Below are 23,332 nucleotides of genomic sequence, written 5' to 3'. Positions count from 1 at the left end.
CGATGGCGACCGCGTCGCCCCCCCGGACCGGCGACGGTCAGCCGCAGCCGCAACCGGCCAGCGCGGCGGCGATCCGGTCCAGTGCCGGCTGGGCGGTGTCCCGGTCCCCCGGCACCTTGTCGGTGAGCACCGCGAAGGTCAACAGCCGCCCATCGGCGGTGGTGACCAGGCCCGCGACGGAGTGCACGCCGGTCAGGGTGCCGGTCTTGGCCCGGACGCTGCCCGCGCCCGCGGCGGTGCCCGCGGTGTTGCGGTAGCGCTCGTTCAGGGTCCCGGACCAGCCGCCCACCGGCAGACCACCGAAGACGCCGGCCAACTCCGGATGGTCCGGGCTGGCGGCCAAGCGGATCAGATCGGTCAGCAGCGACGGGCTGATCCGGTTGAGCCGGGACAGGCCGCTGCCGTCGGAGACGCTGATCTCGTCGGCGGGCAGGCCCAGCTCCGCCACCTCGGCGTCCATGGCGGCGGCGCCGCCGTCGAACGAGGCGGGCTGGCCGCGGGCCAACGCGACCTGCCGGGCGAGCGCCTCGGCCACCAGGTTGTCGCTCTCGCTGATCATGACGTCGACCAGCCGGATCAGCGGCGGAGACTGCACCACGCCGAGTTCGGTACCCGGTGCCGGGCTGGCACCGGCCGCCGCCTGAGGCGGGGCCGCACCCCGCTTCACGGAGTCGGTCGGCACCCCGAGCAACCGGGCGAACGCCTTGCCGGCGGCCAGGTCCGGCTCGGCGAACCGCGGGGCGGACCCGTGCTCGACACCCGGGTCGGTACGCGCGCCGTCGGTCATCAACGCGGTCACCGCGCCGCCCGAACCGCCGGTGGGGATGTCGTCGTCCCAGCCGGGGCCGTGGACCGGGCCGGAGTAGACCGAACCGTCGACTGTGACACTGGTCGGGGGCGTGCCGCCGAGCGCGGTACGCACCTGGGCGGCCAGGTCGTCGAGGCGCGCCGCCCCCGGGTAGTAACCCTTCTTGTTGATCGCGAGGGTCGGGTCGCCGCCCCCGACGATCACCACCTCGCCGGCCTTCGCGCCGGCCACGGCACGGGTGGGAATCCGGTAGCCGGGCCCCCGGGCCGCCAGCACTGTCACAGCGGTAGCCAGCTTCGTCACCGAGGCGGGCACGGTGCCGTCGTCCGCTCCCTTGGCGAACAGCGTCTGACCGGTGATCACGTCGGCGACCGAGACGTTCACCCGGTCGCCCAGGGCGGCGACGCCGACCAGTGGATCGAGCACGGCCCGAACCCCGTCCGGGGTGGGCACCGGGGCGTTCGAGTCCGGGCCGCCCAGCACGTCCGACAAGGCGGGTTCCGGAGTCACGCCGACAGCGTTCGGCCCGGACCCGGCGTCGTCGCCCAGCCATCCGGCGACCGGGCCGGGACGGGTGATCACGACTCCGACGCTGGCGAGCACCAGCAGGAGCACGGCGGCCAGCACCACCGGCAGCCGCTTCCGGCGGCGCGACGCGGCGGGCGGGGGCGCGGCGTTGGCGGGTGCCGGCAACGCGGAGATCGGCGGGCCCACCGGGGGGACGCCGCCGGGGGCGGTCGGCCCGGGACCGAACGACGGGCTGAGCGGCGCAGGGCTGACCGGGACCGTGGCACTGCCGCGTGGCGGGCCGCTCACCGGTTGCTCACCGCCGGCTACCGGGAAGTGACCCGCGTTCGGAGCGGGCGACGCCGGCCCGGCCGGCGGGCGCCAGGGCAGCGGCGGGGGTCGCTCGGGCACCGTCTCCGGTGCCGGGGTCGGTGCGTCGGGAGCCCGTGGAAGGTGCGCCTCCGGCACCGGGACCCGCCCCTTGGCACTGCCGGAGCCGGATCGTCCGGTACCGTGCGCGGAGCCCCCGTCCGGGCGGTAGTGTGAATCTTCCCTCCCCACGACCCCCTCCTCCCCCAGCGAAAATCGGCTTGGGTGACACTACTTCGGTCCGAAGACTATGCGGCGGCCGGAGTCGGCGGGTGGGCATTCACCTGTCCGGAGGGCCGCCATTGGTTCCGTTAGCCAGCGTGGGCAGACGAGGGAGCGTGCAGATGGATTTCGACGTGACGGTTGAGATCCCCAAAGGTCACCGGAACAAGTACGAGGTGGACCACAAGACCGGCCGGATCCGGTTGGACCGCACCCTCTTCACCTCCACCCAGTACCCGGCCGACTACGGGTTCATCGAGGGCACGCTGGGCGAGGACGGCGACCCTCTGGACGCCCTCGTGCTGGTCCCCGAGCCGACCTTCCCGGGTTGTCTGATCCGCTGCCGCACCATCGGCATGTTCCGGATGACCGACGAGAAGGGCGGGGACGACAAGGTCCTCTGCGTGCCCTACGAGGACCCCCGCCAGGAGCACCTGCGCGACATCCACCACCTGGGCGAGTTCGACCGCCTGGAGATCCAGCACTTCTTCGAGGTGTACAAGGACCTGGAGCCCGGCAAGTCGGTGGAGGGCGCGACCTGGGTCGGCCGCACCGAGGCCGAGGCCGAGATCCACGCCTCCTACCAGCGGGCCCGCGACGCCGAGGCGCGCGGCGAATCCACCCACTGACGACCGCTGACGCACCGGGCCCGAGGGCCGCTCAACCGAGCAGCCCTCGGGCCCGGTCGTACAGGTCGAGCACCGCGCAGGCGATCGGCACCACGGCGACCACCAGGGCCGTGTCGGTGAGGTCAGCGATCCTCCCGAGGTACGGCGAGACCGGCCGGCGGGCGTACCCGGTGCCGCTGGCGACCGCCACCAGGGCCAGCGCCGCCCCGCCCAGGACCAGCACCAGCCGCCCGGTCTCGTCGGCTCGACCGACCAGCACCGCACCCAGCGCCGCGTAGCCGGCCAGCCCGGCGAGCACCGTCGGCACCCGGTGTCGCAGCGCCACGAACAGCCGCGACCTCAGCAGCAGCACGGCCGAGGTGACCGCCACCAGCACCCGACCGGCCGTGCCACCGGCGGCCACGAGTACGACAGCGGTGGCCACCACGAGCAGCGCGTGGCCGATCAGCATTCCGGTGAGCATCTCCTCGGTGCGGATCACCGCGGCGTGCACCCGGCCCCGGTCCGGCAGGTCCCGGACCCGCTCCGGCTCCTCCGCGGAGGTGGCGGCCGGCAGGGTGATCGGCGGCAGGGGTAGCTTGCCCAGCCGGATGGCCAGCAGCGGGATCACGCCGACGGCGAAGACCAGTGCGCTGAGCAGCACCGCCGCCGTACCGGCCGTGGTCATCAGCAGCCCACCGAGCGCGGCCTCCGCACCGATCAGGCCGACAGTGACACCGGCCACGAAGACCCGCAGCCGACTGGCCACCCCGAGGAGACCGATCAATGCCGCCAGCAGCAGCGCAACCGAGCCGGCCAGCAGTTCGGGAGCGCCCACCCAACGGGCCGGCCCGAACGGTCCGACCGGGTCGCCGGAGCCGACGGCCAGGGCACCGGCAGTGAACGCGTAGGGCAGCGCGTAGCCGCCGAGCGTCGCCCCGGCGGCGCCGTCGCCGTTGGCACGGGAGGCGACAGTGGCGGCCACGGTGAGCACCAGCGCCACCGCGACGGCCGCCAGCCAACCGGCCCGCTGCGTCGGGCCACCGGCGAGCAGGGCGAGCAGCCCGACCGTGAGCGGTACGGCGGCACCGGCCAGACCGGCTGCCCGGGTGGCGGTGGGCGACCAGGCGCCGCCCCGGCGGCGAGCGCCGTCGGCGATCGCCTCGATGACGTCGTCGTACTCCAACTCGGGCCAGTGCGCGCGGGCCGGCACGAGGTGCAGCACCTCGCCGTCGCGGACCCCCTGCGGCAGCAGCGCCTGTGCGGTCACCAGCAACGCCCCGTCGGTGCGGCGGAGCACCCAACCGCCGTGCTGCTCGCCGTCGTCGGCGAGCCCGACACCGGCGTGCCGGAGCACGTCGGGCAGCAGCTCGGCCAGGGGCACCTGCTCCGGCAGGGCGACGTCCACCCGTCGTTGCGGCGCGCTGATGGTGACGCGTGCCAGCCCGGTAGTCATCGACTGGTCTCCATATCGACTGGGATCGGAGGCTGCGCGGACGACAGGACTTTACCTACCATGAGCCAGGCTCGGGTTACCCAGCGCTGTCAGGAGGCCGAGTGTCCACCGTCGTCATCAAGCGCCCACCGCGCCGACCAGCGCCGGAGATTCCCGCCGGTGAGCTGTCGGTCGACGCACCGCCGGAGATCCCCGTGGTGACCGGCGGGCGGTGGCAGCAGCTGCTCATGCTGCTGCCCATGCTCGGCGGCACGGTCGCGATGGCGATGATGTTCGGCCGGGGCGGCGGGGCCTACTCGTACGTGGTGGGCGGCATGTTCGGGCTCTCCTCGTTGGCGATGCTCGTGACGTCCTGGGGCAGCGCCTCCGGCACCCCGAAGAAGTCCGAGATGATGGCCGCCCGCAGGGAGTACCTACGCCACCTGGCCACGCTGCGGCGGCGGGTCCGGCGGACCGCGGGCCAGCAACGGGCCGGGCTCTACTACCGGCACCCGGATCCGGGCCGGCTCTGGTCGACGGTGGACAGCCACCGGGTCTGGGAGCGGCGCCCCGCCGACCCCGATTTCGCCGTGGTGCGGGTCGCCGTCGGGCCGCAGACACTGGCCACCCCACTGATCCCACCGGTCACCCGGCCGCTGGAGGAGCTCGAGCCGATGACCGCCGGCGCGCTTCGCCGCTTCCTGGACGCGTACTCCGTGGTGCCGGACCTGCCGGTGGCGCTGTCGCTGCGCAGCTTCGCCCGGGTGCACGTGCGACCCGCCGGCCGCGGCAGGGCGACCACCCCGACCACCGGTGGGCCACCCACCGGTGACCCGGCGGCGCAGGCCCTGGTCCGGGCCGTGCTGACCCAGCTCGCGGTCTTCCACGCCCCCGACGAGCTGCTCGTCGCGGTCTGCGCCGGGCCCGAGCGCCGCGCCTGCTGGGAGTGGGTGAAGTGGCTCCCGCACGCCCACCACCCCGGTCGCACCGACGCGCTCGGCCCGGTACGCCTGGTCACCAGCTCGGCCGCCGAGTTGGAGTCGCTGCTGGCCGACGTGCTGGCCACCCGGTCCCGGTTCAGCCCGGCCGGCCCGGCCACCGACGGCCCGCACGTGGTGGTGGTCCTCGACGGCGGCGACCTGACCGGTGCCAGTGACCTGACCGGCGACGGCGGCATCGACGCGGTCACAGTGCTGGACCTGGACACCCCTCCGCCCCGACTGCTGGACCGGTACGCGCTGCTGCTGGAGTTGCACGGCCGGCGGCTGCACTCGCGGTCGTCCGACGGGTACGCCGAGGTGGGCACCGCCGACCAGTTGGACCTGGCCGACGCCGAGGCGGTCGCCCGACGGTTGGCACCGCTGCGGCTCGCTGGCGCGGCCAGAGGGCCGGACGCCCCGCTCCAGGCCGACCTGGGCCTCCCCGAGCTGCTCGGTCTCGGTGACCCGGAGAGCTTCACTGCGGAACAGGGCTGGTTGCCGCGCTCGGCACGGGACCGGTTGCGGGTGCCGATCGGGGTGGGTGCGGACGGCGGCGCCATCGAGCTGGACCTCAAGGAGTCCGCCCAGGACGGCATGGGCCCGCACGGCCTGCTCATCGGGGCGACCGGCTCCGGCAAGTCCGAGCTGCTCCGCACGCTGGTGCTGGGGCTCGCCGCCACGCACAGCTCCGAGCAGCTCAACTTCGTGCTCGTCGACTTCAAGGGTGGCGCCACCTTCACCTCGTTCGACCGGCTGCCGCACACCGCGGCCGTGATCACCAACCTGGCCGACGCGTTGCCCCTGGTCGATCGCATGGTGGACGCGATCAACGGGGAGTTGGTCCGCCGCCAGGAGCTGCTGCGGCGGGCCGGCAACTTCGCCAGCGTGCGCGACTACGAGCGGGCCAGGGCGGCCGGCAGCCCCCTCGCCCCGCTGCCGTCGTTGCTGCTGATCTGCGACGAGTTCTCGGAGCTGCTCTCCGCCAAGCCCGACTTCATCGACCTGTTCGTGCAGATCGGCCGGCTGGGCCGGTCGCTCGGCGTGCACCTGCTGCTCGCCAGCCAGCGCCTGGAGGAGGGCCGACTCCGCGGGTTGGACACCCACCTCTCGTACCGGATCGGGTTGCGCACCTTCTCGGCGCTGGAGTCCCGGACGGTGCTCGGCGTGGCGGACGCGCACGAGCTGCCCCGCTCACCGGGCCACGGCTACCTGCGTGCCGGCACCGACCCGCTGGCCCGGTTCAAGGCCGCGTACGTCTCCGGTGCCGTCCGCCGTCGGGCCGCGCCGGGCGGCGTCGCCGCCGAGGGGGGCGCGCGGCTGCTGACCTTCACCACCCACGTCGTACCGGTGCCCGAGCCGGCGGCCCCGGTCGTGCCCGTCGTGGCGGAGGAGGAGGGCACCAGGACGCTGCTCGACCTGCTGGTGGACCGGCTCGTCGGGCAGGGCCCGCCGGCGCACCAGGTCTGGCTCCCGCCGCTCGGCCAACCGCCGGCCCTGGACGAGCTGCTCGGTCCGGTCGAGGTGCACCCGAAACGCGGGCTGACAGTGGGCAACCCGGAGCTGCACGGGACACTCGGCGTGCCGATGGCGGTGGTGGACAAGCCGTTGGAGCAGCGCCGGGACCTGCTCTGGCTGGCGCTGGACGGCGCTGCCGGGCACGTCGCGGTGGTCGGTGCGCCGCAGAGCGGCAAGTCCACCGCCCTGCGCACGCTGATCTGCGCGCTGGCACTCACCCACACACCGGCCGAGGTGCAGGTCTACTGCCTCGACTTCGGCGGCGGCGGGTTGGCCGCGCTGCGCGACCTCCCGCACGTCGGCGGGGTGACCGGCCGCGCCGACCCGACCGCCGTACGACGCACCGTCGGCGAGATGACCACCCTGCTGGTCGACCGGGAACGCCGCTTCGCCGAGTTGGGCGTGGAGTCGATGGCCGCGTACCGCCAGCGGCGGGCGGCAGCGGGGACGGTGGGCCAGCCGGGCACCGACCCGTACGGCGACGTGTTCCTGGTGATCGACGGGTGGACCACCATCCGCGGCGAGTACGACGACCTGGAGCCACTCGTCACCGACCTGGCCACCCGGGGTCTGTCGTACGGGCTGCACGTGGTCGCCACCGGGCTGCGCTGGCTGGATTTCCGCCCGGCGATCCGGGACCTGTTCGGCTCCCGGCTGGAGCTGCGCCTCGGTGACCCGGCCGACTCGTTGGTGGCCCGGCGTGCGGCCGCGAACGTGCCGGAGCGCTCCGGCCGAGGGGTGACCGCGGAGGGCCTGCACTTCCTGACCGCGCTGCCCCAGCTCGGTACCGCCGGTGGAGACACCGCCGACCTGGTCAAGAGGGCCGCCGACGGGTGGGCGGGTGCTCCGGCGCCCCGGGTGCGGCTGCTCCCGCCGGTGCTGCCGTACGCCGATCTGGACCTCACCTCGACGACCGGGCTGCGGCTGCCGATCGGGATCGCGGAGGCGGACCTGCGTCCGGTCCTGCTCGACTTCGCCACCGAGCCGCACTTCGTGGTCTTCGGGGACTCGGAGTGCGGCAAGTCGTCGTTCCTGCGCGCGCTGGCCACGTCGATCATCACCCGGTTCACTCCCGAGCAGGCCCGGGTGATCCTCGTCGACTACCGGCGCAGCCTGCTCGGCGCCATCGAGACGCCACACCTGATCGGGTACGGCACCGCTGCGGCACACACCGCCGACCTGGTCGAGTCGGCCGCCGGTTACCTGGAGCGGCGGGCTCCCGGGCCGGAGGTCACCCCGCAGCAGCTGCGGGACCGGTCCTGGTGGTCCGGGCCGGAGCTGTTCGTGCTGGTGGACGACTACGACCTGGTGGCGGCGGGGCCGGCGAACCCGTTGCGCGCACTGGAGGAGCACCTGCCGCACGCCCGGGACATCGGGCTGCACCTGGTGCTGGCCCGCCGCTCCGGCGGGGCGAGCCGGGCCCAGTACGAGCCGATCGTGCAGCGCCTGCGGGAGCTGTCCACGGCCGGCCTGGTGATGGCGGGCAGCCCTGAGGAGGGCGCACTCGTCGGGCCGGTGCGACCCGGGCCGCTGCCGCCGGGGCGTGGTCGACTGGTCACCCGGCGGGAGGGCGTACGCCTTGTTCAGTTGGCACAACTGCCGCCGCAATGAGCTGACTCGCCGGTTCTTCCCGTGACGGGTGGGGAAACCGGTAATCTCCGATCGTCATGGTTCCGTCGGGATGAATGGCTGAGGATGTGACTGGGGTGCGGTACAGCGGTCCGTCAGCGGCCCGACGAGCGACCGGCCGGGCGCTGCTCGGCGTGGCCGCGGCGCTTGCCGTCGTGGCCCCGACCGCGGCAGCCGTGCCCGTCGCCACGCCCACGAACGGTGGACAGCTCGCCGGCGCGCCGATGGCGTTCGCCCCCGGTGACGCCGTCGCCCGCACCGATCAGGTCCGCGACGAGCAGTGGCAGCTCGACGAGTTGCAGGCCGAGACGGCGTGGCGCAGCTCGACCGGCCGGGGCGTAACAGTGGCGGTGGTCGACTCCGGAGTGGACGGCAACCATCCCGACCTGGTCGGCCAGGTGCTGCCCGGCAAGGACCTGGTCGGCCCCGGTGGCGCCCCGGGCCCGGATCCGGTGGGTCACGGCACCACTGTCGCCGGCCTGATCGCCGGGCGCAGCGACGACAAGCGGGGCGTGGTCGGCCTGGCACCGGACGCCCGGATCCTGCCGGTCCGCGTGCTGGACGAGGAGAACCGTTACGACGACGCGCTGATCGTCGCCCAGGGGGTCCGCTGGGCTGTCGACAACGGCGCCCGCGTGATCAACCTGTCGCTGGGCGGCAGCGGCGACAGCCCAGCCCTGGCCGCGGCCCTGGACTACGCGTTCGTCCGGGACGTGGTCGTGATCGCCTGCACCGGCAACCTGGCCACCTCCACCAGCACCAAGGTCTGGTACCCGGCTCGTGAGCCGGGTGTGATCGCGGTGTCGGGTCTCGAACGCAGCAGCGACAACCTGTGGTCCGGCTCGATCACCGGCCGCGCGACGGTGCTCACCGCTCCCGCCAGCGGGCTGGTCGGCGCCAAGCCTCCCGGCGGGTACTGGCGGGTGCAGGGCACCAGCTTCGCCGCGCCACTGGTGGCGGCGACCGCCGCGCTGGTCCGGTCCCGCTATCCGCAGATGCCCGCGGGTGAGGTGGTCAACCGGTTGTTGGCCACCGCCCGGGACCTGGGCCCGACCGGGCGGGACGACCGCTTCGGGTACGGGGTGGTCGACCCGGTGGCCGCGTTGACCGCTCAGGTGCCGCCGGTGACCGCCAACCCGCTGGACGACCAGACGTCGCCGGGCGTGACCGGTTTCGGTCCGGCACCCGGCTCGGTCGACGACGATCCGGTGGCCGGTGCCGGTAGCGATCCACTCGGTCTCGCCGCATCCGGTCAGCAGAGCCGTTGGACGGCTCGGGCGGCCGGCGGTCAGGACACCTCCGCGCCGGAGCAACTGTGGACCGTTGTCGTGCTCCTCGTCGCTCTGGTCGGCGGTGCGGCCCTGATGGTGCGCCGGCTGCGTCAGCGGACCCGTTGATCGCGACCGGCCGCCAGGCCTGACCGGCTGCCCGGCCGGGTAGAACGGACCCATGAGTACGCACCAGGCGCCCACCCTCGCCCCCACCGGCCAGCCGTCCTGGCGGCACCGCCGATTCGACCCGGACCATGCGCTGGGTCTGCGGCTCACTCTCGCCGCGACGGCGGCGTTCCTGGTGCTGGTGCCGTTCGCGCTGCTCACACTGCTGGTGCTCGGCGCCTGGGCACCGCTGCACCGGCTGGACACGGCGGTCACCGACGCGCTGCACCGCTACGCCCAGGATCACCCGGCGTGGGTCGTGCTGATGCGGGTCTGGACCGAGGTGTTCGCACCGATGCCACTGCGCGCGGTCGCCCTGCTCCTGGTGGTCTGGCTGCTGCGCCGGGGAGCCCGCCGGCTGGCCCTCTGGGCGACCACCACCATGGTCGTCGGCGGGTTGCTAGGTCCGCTGCTCAAGTTGCTGGTCGGCCGGGACCGGCCGGAGTTGCTGGACCCGGTGGCCCGGGCCGCCGGTTACTCGTTCCCCTCCGGGCACGCGCTGAACGCCACCCTGGCCGCCGGGGTGCTGCTGCTGGTGCTCCTGCCGTACACCGGGCGGGGGGCGGCGCGGGCCGCGCTCTGGGTGGCGGCGGTCCTGCTCACAGTGGTGACCGGGCTGAGCAGGGTGGCCCTCGGCGTGCACTTCACCAGCGACGTGGTGGGTGGATGGTTGCTCGGTGTGGCAGTGGTCGCGGCCACCACCGCCGCGTTGACCAGTTGGCGGGCACACACCGGTCTGCGGCCAGTCCGGCCGACCCGCGACGGCGTCGCTCCCGAGGTCGAGCGGCAGCCGGGAGCGGCCTGAGGAGCTGAGCCGACCCTGCGGCGACGCTCAGGTGCACTCGCCGGTGGCGACCTGCCGGTTGCGTTCGGCACCGGCCAACGCCACCGGGCGGGCCTCGGCCGCCGTCACGGCGAAGCCGGTGTTCGGGTCGTCGGACGCCGCCGCGAAGATCACGCCGAGCACCAGGCCGTTGGCGGAGAGCAGCGGACCTCCCGAGTTGCCGCTGCGCACCAGCGCCCGGATCGTGTAGATCTCCCGGGTCACCTCGGTGGACGAGTAGATGTCCGGGCCCTTGATCCGGTCGACGTCGCGGACCCGCGCCGACTGCGCGTTGTACGGGCCGTCGAGCGGGAAGCCGAGCACGATGGCGTCGGAGCCACTGCCCGCGTTGCCGGCGGCGAACCGCAGGGACGGCCCGGGCAGCCCGGGCACGAGCAGCACCGCGAGGTCCCGGTTCGGGTCGTAGACCACTACCTTGCCGTCGTACCGCTCACCGCCCAGCTCCACGGCTACCGAGCGGGTGCCGGCGACGACGTGCGCGTTGGTCATCACCCGGTCGTCCGCGTACACGAAGCCGGAACCCTCGATCCGGCGTGAGCAGCTGGGCGCGGAGCCGAGCACCTTCACGACCGACTGCTGACCGTTGACCACCACCTGCGAGCCGGCCAGTGCCGGGTCCGGTGGGTCGACCTGCCGGGCCCGGGTGGGCGCGAGGTCACCGAAGACGTCCGGGAACCCGTCGGTGTCGACGGTGTCCTCCAGCGCCGTGGAAAGCTGTTGGGCCCGCTCCGGCAGGACCTGGTTGACCACCGTGATCAACGCGCTGTTGCGGACCGAGGCGGCGAGCCAGGGCACCGAGGACGAGCCGAGCGGCACCGCGACCAGCCAGGCGAGCAGGAGCACCGCGAACAGCGAGACGAGCGCCCCACCGACGTCGTCTGCCCGTTTGCCCACGTCGCTGGTGATCGTCTTACGCAGGTGCGAGCCGAGCCAACCGGCGAGTGCCTGCCCGACCACCGCCAGCCCGAAGATGGCCACCAGCGAGATCAACACACGGGTGCCGGCGTCCACGAACTGTCTGGCGAACAGCGGCCCGAGCTGGAGACCCAGCAGCAGACCCAGGAAGAAGCCGGACAACGACGTGACGCCGATGACGAAACCCTGGCGGTATCCGCTGATCGCGAACACGAGCATGAGCAGCAGCAGGACGAGATCCACGACGGACACGGGTCAAGCGTACGGGCAGTGTGCCCACCGGATGACCATCGCTTGCGGATGGTGACCGTGCGTTCAGCGCAGGGCGTTCTCGTCTGCCTCGTCGGTGCCGGCGGACGGGGCCGGTGTCGCCCCGGTCGGCGGAAGCTCCACCACCCGGCCGCGCGGCCACGGACGGGCCCAGCCGCCCATCTCGAGCAGGGTGGCGAGCACCCCGGCGGTGAAGCCCCAGACGAGCATCCCGCGAGCCGAGAACGCCGGCCCGATCCAGCCGCTCGGGTGCCGGACCCGCAGTCGGTTGGCCGGATCGACCAGCTCGCTGACCGGCAGGCGGGCGACGTGTGCCACCTCGGCCGGCTCACGTGGGTGCACCGGGTGCGGGTCGTGCCACCAGGCCAGCACCGGCGTGACCACGAAGTCGCTGACCGGGATCCACAGTTTCGGCAGCTCGGCCAGCACTGTCACGCTGGCCGGGTCGAGGCCCACCTCCTCGTTCGCCTCGCGCAGGGCGGTGGCGCGGACGTCGGCGTCCTCCGGGTCTGCCGCACCCCCGGGAAAGGCGGGCTGGCCGGCGTGGTTGCGCAGGGTGGCGGCGCGTTGCAGGACCAGCACGTCGGGACCGGCGCCGGGCTGCTCGCCGAGCAGGACCAGCACGGCGCTCTCCCGACCGCCCTCGGCCGGCGTGGTCAGCCGGGTGAAGTCCTCGGCGCGGGCGGTGCCCAGCCGGGTCAGCAACGGATCGATCCATTCGGGGGGCCGACGGGTCACGCCGGCACCGCCAGACCGAGGTGCTGGCGGACCAGCTTGGCGAGCTTGGTGTCGTCGAGAGCGCCGCTGGCGTCGATGTGCCGGACCTGACCGTCGGCGTCGACGAAAATGGTCAGCGGAATGGCGTTGCGCTTCAGCTCGCGCTGCAGCGCCTCGCCCTGGTCCACCAGGATCGGGAACCGGACGCCGAAGTCCTCACCGATGGACTGGGCACCGCCCCGGCTGTCCCGACTGTTGACCCCGACCACCTGGAGCTGACCGGCGGCCCGCTCGCTGAGGCGCTGGAAGGCGGGCAGCTCCTTGCGGCACGGCGGGCACCAGGAAGCCCACACGTTGATCACCGCCGGCCCGGCCACCTCCCGTAGCACGACGGGTGCACCGCCGGTGAAGCAGGAGAGCGTCAGCTCCGGCAGCGCCGACCCGCCAGTGGCGCGGGCCGTCGGGCCGGACGTGCCGGGGGTAGCCGTTGCGGGGGTCGCCGTGCCGGAGCCGGGCGACGTTGCCGTGGGCGCCGTGCTCAGCGTGGCGCAGTCGCGGAACGGGGATGGTCGCTCGGCGGCGGCCGGGCGGGGAGCCGGCTCGTCGTCGGCCGTGCCGCTGGTGCAACCGGTGACCGCCAGCAGCAGCGGCAGGACGGCGAGGGCGAGGCGGCGGTTCACGGCACCTCCGCCGTGATCGCCTGCGCCGGCACCAACTCCGGGTCGACCCCGGCAGCCACCGCGAGGTCGCGCGCCCGAGGGCCCTTGAGCAGCTTGGCGGCGGCTGCCGGCTCGGTCGGGCCGGTGCCGTACGAAGGGCAGAGCTTGGCGAGCGTGCAGGCGCCGCAGGCCGGCTTGCGGGCGTGGCAGACCCGTCGCCCGTGGAAGATGATCCGGTGCGAGAGCATGGTCCAGTCGCGCTTGTCGTACAGCGCGCCGATCGCGTGCTCGATCTTGACCGGGTCGGTCTCGGTGGTCAGCCGCCACCGGTGGACCAGTCGCTGAAAGTGCGTGTCGACTGTGATGCCCGGGACGTCGAAGGCGTTGCCGAGGATCACGTTGGCGGTCTTGCGGCCGATGCCGGGGAGCGTCACCAGGTCGACGAGCTTGCCCGGGACCGCGCCGTCGTACCGGTCGAGGAGGGCTTGACCGAGCTTGAGCAGTGAGTCGGTCTTGTTGCGGTAGAAGCCGGTGGGCCGGATCAGCTCCTCCATCTCGCCCCGGTCGGCGCCGGCGTACGCGGCAGCGCTCGGGTAGCGGGCGAAGAGCTTCGGGGTGACCTCGTTGACCTTCTTGTCCGTGCACTGCGCGGACAGGATCGTGGCGACGGCCAGCTCCAGAGCGTTGGAGTGGTCCAGCTCACAATGCGCGTCGGGATGCGTCTCGGCCAGCACCCGGCCGATCTTGCGGGCACGGCGTTTGCGCCCGAGATCGGTCTCGCTGGCACCGGGAGGGCTACTGGTCACGACGGTCAGCCTACGTCGCACCCCGGACGCTCCCCGTCGGGTCAGCCGGCGGTCGGCGGCGAGATCTTTCCCTGCCCGTCGAGGCGAGCACCGCCCTTCGGGAAGTCGGTGCGGCTCAACTCGGTGACCAGGCCCAGACCCCGGTCGTCCGGGTCCATGGTCGGCTTGCCGGCGGAGTTCATGTACGTGGAGGTGAACGAGCCGCCGGCCCAGCTGCCGTCCGGCTTGAGCGACACCTTCAGCACCCCGCCCCAGCCGAGGCGGCCGTCGTTGCTCAGCGAGTTGCCGCCGCCGGCGAAGTTGCCCAGGCTGTACGCGATCAGGCGCCCCTTGTAGAACTCCATCCCGCGCAACACGTGCGGGCCGTGCCCGACGATCAGGTCGGCGCCAGCGTCGATCATGGCGTGCGAGAACTTCACCGGGTCGCCCCGGTTCTCGCCCAGGAACATCTCGGTGCCCGGCTTCACCCGGGTCTTGTCGGCGCCCTCGCCACCCATGTGCACCTGCACCACTACCAGGTCGGCCATGGTGGCGGCCTTGGCGACCACCGCCTTCGCCTTGTCGATGTCGACGAGGCTGTTGGACCAGACGTACGACGAGAAGCCGGCGACGGCGACCTTGACGCCCTTGACGTCGACCACTGTGATCTCGTTCGGTGCGCCGGTGTGCTCCAGGTCGTACTTCTTCAGCGCCTTCTGGGTGTTCTCGTAGCCCTTGGGCCCGTAGTCGTAGCCATGGTTGTTGGCCTGGTTGAGCAGGTCGAAGCCCGCGTCGCGCAGGTGGGCGGCGTACTCCGGCGGGGCGCGGAACTGGAAGCAGCGGGTGGAGTTCGCCCCGCACTTGCCGGTGCCGGTGTCGACGGTCAGCGGCTCCTCCAGGTTGCCCATCACCAGGTCGGCCTTGAGCGCCTCGGTGACCGAGTTGAAGAAGCCCTTCCCGCCGGCTGTGGGCAGCCGACTGGGCGCGTTGCCCATGATGATGTCGCCGGTGGCGGAGAGCGAGATCGCGCCACCCTGACCGGACGATGCGGGCCCGGTGGCCTTCGGGCCGGCCGTGGAGACCGGCGCGCCGGTGCCACCACCTCCCGCGCCGGGCTGCCAGACGGGTGCCTCACCACCGGGGTCGGCGCAGCCGGCCACGAGGAGGGCGGCCAGCAGCGCGGCGAGGCCGAGGGCGACGCGGCGGCGCGGGCGGGACGCGAGGGGGGCGGGAGCGTACATCGCCCGCGACCCTACCGGTCGTTAAACGCGCCGACGACAGCCGATCGGTTGGACTTTGCGCCGCTGAGCTGGTCGGACCACGGCACGACCGGCCGGGAACCACCGGCGAGCACCGCCGCGTGCACCGCTCGGGCGAGGGGGGCACCCCAGGTGGAACGCGGCCCGCCGTACGCGGCCTCGGGTCCGTCCACCGGGCAGAGCACTGTGACCGCGTCGGTGGGTGTGCCGGTCCCCGGCATTCCCAGCTCGGTGATCGCCTGGGTCTTCGCCTCGGTCGCGGTGGCCACAGCGTTGACCAGCGCCGAGTCGGCGAGCCGGGCAGGCACGTAAACAACGATGTTGACGGTGCCGACGCGTGGGGTGAGCGCGGCCGGCGTCGGAGCGGCCGCGGGCACCGGCGTGCCGAGCCCGACCGTCGCCCAGGCCCGCACCCCGGCGTCGGTTCGCGCCACCACCTCGGCCACATCGACGCCGGTCAGCAGACCAATTCCGGGCCCGTCGAGGGCCAGCTCGGCGGCGAGCGAGGCCAGGTGGGCCGCGGGGTCCTCCCGGTCGTACGACATCGGCACTGTCGCGTTCAACACCCATCGCCGGACCCCGATGCCACCGCCCAGCGGGGCACTGCTGACCGCCCGCAGAGGCACGTCCGCGCGCCAGACGAGCAGCGGGACGTGCCGCCCGTCCTCGGCGCGGCTGGTCAGAGTCGGCTCGCTTAGCACGTCGGGCAGGTTACGCCCACCGATCAAGATTCCAGGGGCGACCTCTGATTCATGCTCACGTGCGCCTAGACTTGGCGGCGCGCGAGGGGATCAGCGGACGGCGGCCCCGGCCGACGGACGGCACGCGCAACCGGAGGTGCGCAATGGACGAGGTACTGGCCCGCAGCGGGATCTTCCAGGGTGTTGACCCGGAAGCTGCCGAGGCGCTCGCCAAGGAGATGGAGACGATCGAGGTCCGCAAGGGCGAGATCGTTTTCAATGAGGGCGAGCCCGGTGACAGCCTCTACATCCTGCTGTCCGGGAAGATCAAGGTTGGTCGCCGCGCAGCGGACGGCCGACAGAACCTGATCGCGGTGATGGGGCCGTCGGACATGGTCGGTGAGCTGTCGCTCTTCGACCCGGGTCCGCGTACGGCGACCGCCACCGCGGTGACCGACACCCGGCTGGTGCGGCTGCGTAAGCAGGCGCTGCGGCCGTGGCTCAACAACCGCCCGGAGATCGCTGAGCAGTTGCTGCGGGTGCTCGCCCGGCGGCTGCGCCGGACCAACGACTCGCTCGCCGACCTGATCTTCACGGACGTGCCGGGCCGGGTCGCCAAGAACCTGCTCCAGATGGCGGGCCGCTTCGGCACCCGCGACGGCGGCGTTCTGCGGGTGACCCACGACCTCACCCAGGAGGAGATCGCCCAGCTCGTCGGTGCCTCCCGGGAGACCGTCAACAAGGCGCTGGCCGACTTCGCCTCGCGCGGCTGGCTGCGGTTGGACGGCAAGAGCATCATCATTCTGGACCCGGAGCGCCTGGCCCGTCGCGCCCGCGTCTGAGTAGCACCCGAACGTCCCCGCCCGCCGTCACCGACGGTGGGCGGGGACGTGTTTGCCGTCTGCCTGACGCAGAATCGCTGGCCTGGAGGCGGTGCCGGCGGTGAGGGTGGGGCCCATGGTGAACCGAGTGGCGGTGCTCTCCGACATCCACGGTGTCCTGCCGGCGCTGGAGGCCGTACTGGCCGAGCCGGACGTCGCCGCCGCCGATCTGATCGTGCTCACCGGTGACATCGCCGCAGGCCCGCAGCCGGTCGAGGTGCTGGACGTGCTCGCCGGCCTGGGCGACCGGGTGTGCTGGGTAGGCGGCAATGCCGACCGGGAGCTGGTCGAGGCCCGGGCCGGCCGCCCTGCGTCGATCGAGGTGTCGGACTGGGCCGCCGGGCAGCTGCGCGGCGACCAGGTGGCCCGGCTCGCCGCGTTGCCGGCGACGGCGACGCTGGAGATCGACGGCCTCGGGCCGACGCTGTTCTGTCACGCCACCCCCCGCGATGACGAGGAGGTGGTGCTCGTCGACTCCCGGATAGCGCGCTGGGCGGAGGTGTTCGACGGTCTGCCCGCCGAGGTCACCACGGTGGTCTGCGGCCACACGCACATGCCCTTCACCCGGCTGATCGACCGGCGTCTGGTGGTCAACCCGGGCAGCATCGGGATGCCGTACGGGGGCGCGGGCGCGTGGTGGGCACTGCTCGGGCCGGGCGTCCAACTGCGCCGCACCGCCTTCGACGTGGACGCGGCCTGCGCCCGGGTGGCGGCCGAGTCGGCCTTCCCCGACGCCGCCGCCTGGGCCGACGAGTACCTGCGCTCCCAGCACAGCGACGTCGACGCGCTGACCGCCTTCGGCCCCCGCGACGGGCGCTGAGCGAGCAGTCGTAAGCCCACCCGTGTCCACCCGAGCGTCGCGGGCTCGGAAAAAGTCAGTCTTGACTGTTTGTTTCGTAGGCAGCAGGCTGTCTCCGTGCCCACCTCATCGACGCGTGTCCCTCAGCAGGAACGCAGCCGCGCCACCCAGGCCCGGCTGCTGGAGGCGACCGTCGACTGTCTGATCGAGCACGGCTGGTCCGGCACCACGACAACAGTCGTCGCGGCGCGGGCCGGTGTTTCGCGGGGGGCACAGCTGCACCACTACCCGACGAAGGCGGCGCTGGTGACGGCCGCCGTGGCCCATCTGGCCGAGCGCCGGGCCGACGAGTTGCGCACCGAGGCCGAGGCGCTGCCGGCCGGCCCGCAGCGGTTGGACCGGGTCGTCGACCTGCTCGCCGTGGCGTTCACCGGGCCGCTGTTCGTGGCCGCGCTGGAGCTCTGGGTCGCCGCCCGCACCGATCGGGAGCTGCGGGACGCCCTGGTGCCGCTGGAGGCGACTGTCGGGCGGGAGATGCACCGGCTCACCGTCGCCCTGCTCGGTGTCGACGAGCGTCGACCCGGTGTCCGCGAAGCGGTGCAGGCCACGCTCGATCTGCTCCGTGGGCTCGGGGTGGCCAACCTGCTCAGCGACGACTCCGCCCGTCGGGCCGCCCTGTTGACCACCTGGAAGCGCCAGCTCGCCACCCTGCTCACGCCCTGACCGCCGGCCGCACCGGCCACCACCGACCGGAGGCACCATGGTCGACCTCAGCGACCTGCTCACGGACCTGGCCGACGAGTCCGCCCAATTGGACGCCCTGGTGGCGCCCCTGCCCGTGGCCGACTGGGCGAGGCCGACCCCCGCGCCGGGCTGGAGCGTCGGGCATCAGATCGCCCACCTCGCCTGGACCGACCACGTCGCGCTGTTGGCCGCGACCGACCCCGAGGCGTTCTACGCAACTGTCACCGCCGCGCCGGACGTGACCCGACTCGTCGACGTCGGCGCCGAGGAGTTCCTCGCCCCGCCGGCCGAGCTGCTCGCCCGCTGGCGGTCCGGGCGCACCGCGCTCGTCGACGCGCTGGCCGCCGTTCCGGCCGGCGGCAAACTGCCCTGGTACGGCACCCGGATGTCGGCCACCTCGATGGCCACCGCCCGGATCATGGAGACCTGGGCGCACGGCGCGGACGTGGCCGACGCCCTCGACGTGGTCCGCCCCGACAGCGACCGACTCCGGCACGTGGCGCACCTGGGCGTGCGTACCCTCGGGCACGGTTTCACCGCGCACGGCCGGGAGGCACCGACGGCGCCGGTGCGGGTCGAGCTGGTCGGGCCGGGCGGGGGTGCCTGGAGCTGGGGTCCGGCGGACGCCGCCGACCGGGTCACCGGCCCGGCTCGGGACTTCTGCCTGCTGGTCACCCAGCGCCGACACCGCGCGGACCTCGCCCTGGTCGCCACCGGGTCGGTCGCCGACGAGTGGCTCGACGTGGCGCAGGCCTTCGCCGGGCCGCCGGGTGACGGCCGGCAGCCGGCCGGCCGGATCGGGGTACGGGCATGATCCGCATCGGCAACGCCTCCGGCTTCTACGGCGACCGGTTCACCGCCTGGCGGGAGATGCTCGACGGTGGTGAGCTGGACGTGCTGACCGGCGACTACCTCGCCGAGTTGACCATGCTGATCCTTGCCCGGGACCGTATGCGCGACCCCGACCTGGGCTACGCGAAGACGTTCCTGCGGCAACTGGAGACCTGCCTCGGCACCGCCCTCGACCGAGGGGTGCGGATCGTGACGAACGCCGGCGGGTTGAACCCGGCCGGCCTGGCCGCCGCCATCGAGAAGCTCGCCGACCGGCTCGGCCTGCCGACACAGGTCGGGTATGTCGAGGGCGACACGGTCCAGCGACCGGACGCGTTGAGCGCCAACGCCTACCTCGGCGCGTTCGGGATCGCCGCCTGCCTCGACGCCGGCGCGCAGGTGGTGGTCACCGGGCGGGTCACCGACGCGTCGCTGGTGGTCGGCCCGGCCATCTCCCGGTACGGGTGGGGCCGCGACGACCTCGACGAGCTGGCCGGGGCCACCGTCGCGGGGCACCTCGTCGAGTGCGGCGCGCAGGTCACCGGCGGCAACTTCAGCTTCTTCACCGAGCTGCCCGACGGCGGTCATCGGCCCGGGTTCCCGATCGTCGAGGTGCACCCCGACGGTTCCTCGGTGGTCACCAAGCATCAGGGCACCGGCGGCGCTGTCACGGTGGAGACGGTCACCGCCCAACTGCTCTACGAGATCGGCGGGCCCGCGTACCTCGGGCCGGACGTGGTCACCCGACTGGACACGGTGACTCTGCGCCCCGACGGGGCGGACCGGGTCCGGGTCTCCGGTGTGCGGGGCACGCCGCCACCGTCCACGCTGAAGGTGGGCGTCAACAACCTCGGCGGCTTCCGCAACTCGATGACGTTCGTCCTGTGCGGGCTGGACATCGAGGCGAAGGCGGCACTGGTCCGGGGGCAGGTCGAGGAGGCGGTGGGCAAGGACGGGCTGGAGTTCACGCTGGCCCGGACCGACCATCTGGACGCCGTCGACACCGAGACGGCCAGCGCCCTGCTGCACGTACACCTGCGTGACGGCGACAAGGCGCGGGCCGGGCGGGCGTTCTCGGCCGCCGCTGTGGAGTTGGCCCTGGCCTCGTACCCGGGCTGCACGCTGACCACACTGCCCGGTGACGCGACACCGTACGGCGTCTTCACCGCCGACGCGGTGCCGCAGGACGCGGTGGCGCACGTCGCGGTGCTACCCGGTGGCGAGCGGGTGCCGATCGCCCCGCCGATCCGCACCGCGCCCACCTCGCAGGACGAGTCGGCCCCGGGTGGCGACGCGGCGATCGACGGCCCGACCCGGCGCGGGGCGCTCGGCGAGGTGGTCGGCGCACGCTCCGGGGACAAGGGCGGGGACGCCAACCTCGGTGTCTGGGCGCGTTCCGACGCCGGGTACGCGTGGCTGCGGACCTGGTTGACAGTCGAGCGGCTGGCCGAGCTGGTGCCGGAAACCGCGCCGCTGCCGGTGCGGCGCTACGAGTTGTCGAACCTGCGTGCTGTCAACTTCGTGATCGACGGCCTGCTCGGCGCCGGGGTGGCCGCGTCCACCCGGTTCGACCCGCAGGCCAAGGCGCTCGGCGAGCTGCTGCGCGCCCGGATCGTCGACCTGCCGGCAGGAGTGGCGCGGTGAGCATCGTGGACACCCCGGAGCGCCGGCAACTACGCGAGCTGACCCGGGCGTTCGTGACCCGGGAGGTGTTGCCGCACCTGGACGACTGGGAGCGGGCCGGCGAGGTGCCCCGGGCGCTGCACGCGACCGCCGCGAAGCTCGGCCTGCTCGGCATCGGCTTCCCGGAGTCGGTCGGTGGCAGCGGCGGTGACCTGCTCGACTCGATCATCGTGACCGAGGAGCTGATCCGCTCCGGCGGCTCGTCCGGGCTGGTGGCGGCCCTGTTCACGCATGGAATCGCGTTGCCGCACATGGTCGCGGCGGCCGGCGCCCGTACCGGTGGCTCGTTGGGCGGTCGGCTCGGTGGCGTCTCGTCCCCGGGCGACGACAGTCTGATCGAGCGGTACGTGCGGCCCACGCTGTCCGGCACGATGATCGGCGCGCTGGCCATCACCGAGCCGGACGGCGGTTCGGACGTGGCCGGCATCCGTACGACCGCCCGCCGCGACGGCGACCACTACGTGGTGAACGGGTCGAAGACGTACATCACCAGCGGGCACCGGGCCGACTTCGTGACCACTGCGGTGTGTACCGACTTCCCCGGCAGCGGCGAACTCACCCTGCTGGTCATCGACAAGGGGTCGGCCGGGTTCACAGTCGGACGCCGGTTGGAGAAGCTGGGCTGGCACTGCTCGGACACGGCCGAGCTGTCCTTCGCGGACGTGCGGGTGCCGGTCGCCAACCGGATCGGCGCGGAGAACACCGGCTTCCTGGCAATCATGCAGCACTTCGCGGCGGAACGACTGTCCCTGGCGACCCAGGCGTACGCGACCGCGCAGCGCTGCGTCGAGTTGGCGGTGCGCTGGTGCCGGAACCGGGAGACCTTCGGGCGTCCGCTGGCCAGCCGGCAGCTCGTCCGACACCGGTTGGCCGAGATGCACACCCGGGCCGAGGCGGCCCGGTCGTACGTGCACGGGGTCGCGGGTCGGGTGGTCGCCGGCGAGCCGGTGGTGACCGAGGTGGCGATGGCGAAGAACCTGGCGGTGGCCGCCTGCGACCACGTCGTCGACCAGGCGTTGCAGCTGCACGGCGGGTTCGGCTACCTGCGCGACGCCGAGGTGGAGCGGCACTACCGCGACGCGCGGATCCTCGGCATCGGCGGCGGCACCACCGAGATCATGAACGAGATCATCGCGAAGGGCATGGGCCTATGACCACACTGGACAGCACGGTCGACCCGGCCGCACCCTCGTACCTGGCGAACCGGGCGGCGTTGCTGGAGCGGTTGACCGAGTTGGACGCCGCGCTGGACCAGGCGCGGGAGGGTGGTGGCGAGAAGTACGTGACCCGGCACCACGCGCGCGGCAAGCTGCTCCCCCGGGAGCGGATCGAGCTGCTGGTGGACGCCGACAGCCCGTTTCTGGAGTTGTCGCCGGTCGCCGCGTACGGCTCGGACTTCCCGGTCGGGGCCAGCGTGGTCACCGGCATCGGTGTGGTCGAGGGCGTGGAGTGCCTGATCGTCGCCAACGACCCGACGGTACGCGGCGGCGCTGTCAACCCGTGGTCGCTCGCCAAGACCCGGCGGGCCGGCGAGATCGCCCTGGCCAACCGACTGCCCATGGTCAATCTGGTGGAGTCCGCCGGGGCGGACCTGCCCACCCAGGCGGAGATCTTCATCCCCGGTGGTCGGGTGTTCCGTGATCTCACCCGGCTCTCGGCGGCCGGCATCCCCACTGTCAGCGTGGTCTTCGGCAACGCCACGGCCGGTGGCGCGTACGTGCCGGGGATGTCCGACCACGTGATCATGATTCGGGACCGGTCACAGGTCTACCTGGCCGGTCCGCCGCTGGTGAAGATGGCGACCGGCGAGGTCACCGACGACGAGTCGCTGGGTGGCGCGGCGATGCACGCCGGCACGTCCGGGCTGGCCGACTATCTGGCCGCCGACGAGCGGGACGGCATCCGGCTGGCCCGGCAGTGCGTCCGCCGGTTGAACTGGCGCAAGCAGGGCCCGTCGCCGCGGACGGCGGTGCCGCAGCCACCGAAGTACGACCCGGAGGAGTTGCTCGGCATCACCAGCGCCGACCTGAAGGTGCCGTTCGACCCCCGGGAGGTGCTGGCCCGGATCCTGGACGGTAGCGACTTCGACGAGTTCAAGCCGGCGTACGGGGACGCGCTGGTCACCGGTTGGGGCGAGTTGCACGGGTACCCGGTGGGGGTGCTGGCGAACGCCCGAGGGGTGCTGTTCAGCGCGGAGGCGCAGAAGGCGGCCCAGTTCATCCAGCTCGCGAACGCCTCGGACACCCCGTTGATCTTCTTGCAGAACACCACCGGCTACATGGTGGGCACCGAGTACGAGCAGCGCGGCATCATCAAGCACGGCGCCCTGATGATCAACGCGGTGTCGAACTCGACGGTGCCGCACCTGACTGTGAACTTGGGCGCCTCCTACGGGGCGGGCAACTACGGCATGTGCGGCCGGGCGTACGAGCCGAGGTTCCTGTTCACCTGGCCGAACGCCAAGTCGGCGGTGATGGGCCCGGCTCAGCTCGCCGGGGTGCTGTCGATCGTGGCCCGGCAGGCGGCTGCCGCACGGGGGCGCGACTACGACGAGGACTCCGACGCGGCGATGCGTCTGATGGTCGAGCAGCAGATCGAGTCGCAGTCCGGCGCGCTGTTCCTCTCCGGCCGGCTCTACGACGACGGGGTGATCGACCCCCGGGACACCCGGACCGTCCTCGGGCTCTGCCTCTCGGCGATCCACAACGGACCGGTGAAGGGCGCCGACGGCTTCGGCGTCTTCCGGATGTAGAGGG

General features: G+C 73.0%; 19 protein-coding genes. 11 read left to right on the top strand and 8 right to left on the bottom strand.

The features are described 5' to 3' along the window. Positions 1-37: 37 nt before the first annotated feature. Entirely contained in the window at positions 38-1,501 is a 1,464-nt protein-coding gene (dacB, locus tag KBX08_RS02050; protein ID WP_210780922.1) for a D-alanyl-D-alanine carboxypeptidase/D-alanyl-D-alanine-endopeptidase, read from the bottom strand. A gap of 527 nt (positions 1,502-2,028) precedes the next feature. Here dacB and KBX08_RS02045 point away from each other — a divergent pair. Then, positions 2,029-2,535, top strand: a complete 507-nt coding sequence (locus KBX08_RS02045) for an inorganic diphosphatase (RefSeq protein ID WP_210780802.1) — start codon at positions 2,029-2,031, stop codon at positions 2,533-2,535. 31 nt (positions 2,536-2,566) lie between these two features. Here KBX08_RS02045 and eccD read toward each other — a convergent pair whose 3' ends face one another. Continuing rightward, positions 2,567-3,970, bottom strand: coding sequence for a type VII secretion integral membrane protein EccD (gene eccD, locus KBX08_RS02040; protein ID WP_210780801.1), 1,404 nt, complete (start codon positions 3,968-3,970; stop codon positions 2,567-2,569). A gap of 101 nt (positions 3,971-4,071) precedes the next feature. On the opposite strand from eccD, the gene eccCa reads away from it, so the two are divergent. The 3 genes from eccCa (at position 4,072) to KBX08_RS02025 (ending at position 10,314) form a co-directional block, all read left to right on the top strand. After that, the gene (eccCa, locus tag KBX08_RS02035; protein ID WP_210780800.1) at positions 4,072-8,055 is read left to right on the top strand and encodes a type VII secretion protein EccCa; all 3,984 of its coding nucleotides are present in this window, start codon (positions 4,072-4,074) and stop codon (positions 8,053-8,055) included. 74 nt (positions 8,056-8,129) lie between these two features. Continuing rightward, positions 8,130-9,470: a type VII secretion-associated serine protease mycosin gene (mycP, locus tag KBX08_RS02030; RefSeq protein ID WP_210780799.1), complete on the top strand. Its 1,341-nt coding sequence runs from the start codon at positions 8,130-8,132 to the stop codon at positions 9,468-9,470. A 52-nt stretch (positions 9,471-9,522) separates the two neighbouring features. Next, a complete protein-coding gene (locus KBX08_RS02025) occupies positions 9,523-10,314 on the top strand; it encodes a phosphatase PAP2 family protein (RefSeq protein WP_210780798.1) in 792 nt (263 codons plus the stop codon). 27 nt (positions 10,315-10,341) lie between these two features. On the opposite strand, the gene KBX08_RS02020 is transcribed toward KBX08_RS02025, so the two are convergent. From KBX08_RS02020 to KBX08_RS01995, 6 genes are all read right to left on the bottom strand, one after another. Continuing rightward, positions 10,342-11,520 carry a MarP family serine protease gene (locus tag KBX08_RS02020; RefSeq protein WP_210780797.1) on the bottom strand — a complete coding sequence of 393 codons (1,179 nt, stop codon included), beginning with the start codon at positions 11,518-11,520 and terminating at the stop codon, positions 10,342-10,344. A 63-nt stretch (positions 11,521-11,583) separates the two neighbouring features. Next, positions 11,584-12,276 (bottom strand): CoA pyrophosphatase, encoded by a 693-nt coding sequence (locus KBX08_RS02015; RefSeq protein ID WP_210780796.1) that lies wholly within the window; start codon positions 12,274-12,276, stop codon positions 11,584-11,586. After that, positions 12,273-12,935, bottom strand: a complete 663-nt coding sequence (locus tag KBX08_RS02010; RefSeq protein ID WP_210780795.1) for a TlpA disulfide reductase family protein — start codon at positions 12,933-12,935, stop codon at positions 12,273-12,275. Before KBX08_RS02010 ends, KBX08_RS02015 begins: the two co-directional genes overlap by 4 nt. Beyond that, positions 12,932-13,720: an endonuclease III gene (gene nth, locus KBX08_RS02005; protein ID WP_210780794.1), complete on the bottom strand. Its 789-nt coding sequence runs from the start codon at positions 13,718-13,720 to the stop codon at positions 12,932-12,934. The genes KBX08_RS02010 and nth overlap by 4 nt, the downstream gene beginning before the upstream one ends. A gap of 41 nt (positions 13,721-13,761) precedes the next feature. Next, positions 13,762-14,940, bottom strand: a complete 1,179-nt coding sequence (locus KBX08_RS02000; RefSeq protein WP_210780793.1) for a CapA family protein — start codon at positions 14,938-14,940, stop codon at positions 13,762-13,764. A gap of 11 nt (positions 14,941-14,951) precedes the next feature. Next, positions 14,952-15,659, bottom strand: a complete 708-nt coding sequence (locus KBX08_RS01995; RefSeq protein ID WP_210780792.1) for an adenosylcobinamide amidohydrolase — start codon at positions 15,657-15,659, stop codon at positions 14,952-14,954. A 143-nt stretch (positions 15,660-15,802) separates the two neighbouring features. On the opposite strand from KBX08_RS01995, the gene KBX08_RS01990 reads away from it, so the two are divergent. The 7 genes from KBX08_RS01990 (at position 15,803) to KBX08_RS01960 (ending at position 23,328) form a co-directional block, all read left to right on the top strand. Continuing rightward, positions 15,803-16,480, top strand: a complete 678-nt coding sequence (locus KBX08_RS01990; protein WP_007466162.1) for a Crp/Fnr family transcriptional regulator — start codon at positions 15,803-15,805, stop codon at positions 16,478-16,480. Positions 16,481-16,595: 115 nt separating this feature from the next. Next, positions 16,596-17,339, top strand: coding sequence for a metallophosphoesterase (locus KBX08_RS01985; RefSeq protein WP_210780791.1), 744 nt, complete (start codon positions 16,596-16,598; stop codon positions 17,337-17,339). A 96-nt stretch (positions 17,340-17,435) separates the two neighbouring features. Then, positions 17,436-18,041, top strand: coding sequence for a TetR/AcrR family transcriptional regulator (locus tag KBX08_RS01980; RefSeq protein WP_210780790.1), 606 nt, complete (start codon positions 17,436-17,438; stop codon positions 18,039-18,041). Between the two features lie 37 nt (positions 18,042-18,078). Continuing rightward, a complete protein-coding gene (locus KBX08_RS01975; protein ID WP_210780789.1) occupies positions 18,079-18,876 on the top strand; it encodes a TIGR03084 family metal-binding protein in 798 nt (265 codons plus the stop codon). Continuing rightward, the gene (locus KBX08_RS01970) at positions 18,873-20,537 is read left to right on the top strand and encodes an acyclic terpene utilization AtuA family protein (protein WP_210780788.1); all 1,665 of its coding nucleotides are present in this window, start codon (positions 18,873-18,875) and stop codon (positions 20,535-20,537) included. Before KBX08_RS01975 ends, KBX08_RS01970 begins: the two co-directional genes overlap by 4 nt. Continuing rightward, positions 20,534-21,730, top strand: a complete 1,197-nt coding sequence (locus KBX08_RS01965) for an acyl-CoA dehydrogenase family protein (protein WP_210780787.1) — start codon at positions 20,534-20,536, stop codon at positions 21,728-21,730. Before KBX08_RS01970 ends, KBX08_RS01965 begins: the two co-directional genes overlap by 4 nt. Next, positions 21,727-23,328 carry an acyl-CoA carboxylase subunit beta gene (locus KBX08_RS01960; protein WP_210780786.1) on the top strand — a complete coding sequence of 534 codons (1,602 nt, stop codon included), beginning with the start codon at positions 21,727-21,729 and terminating at the stop codon, positions 23,326-23,328. The genes KBX08_RS01965 and KBX08_RS01960 overlap by 4 nt, the downstream gene beginning before the upstream one ends. Positions 23,329-23,332 lie beyond the last annotated feature (4 nt).

It is taken from the genome of Micromonospora sp. H61 (genome assembly GCF_018070325.1).
GTDB lineage: Bacteria > Actinomycetota > Actinomycetes > Mycobacteriales > Micromonosporaceae > Micromonospora > Micromonospora salmantinae.
The sequence above is the reverse complement of the archived record's forward strand: the minus strand, read 5'-3'. Positions and strand labels throughout refer to the sequence as shown.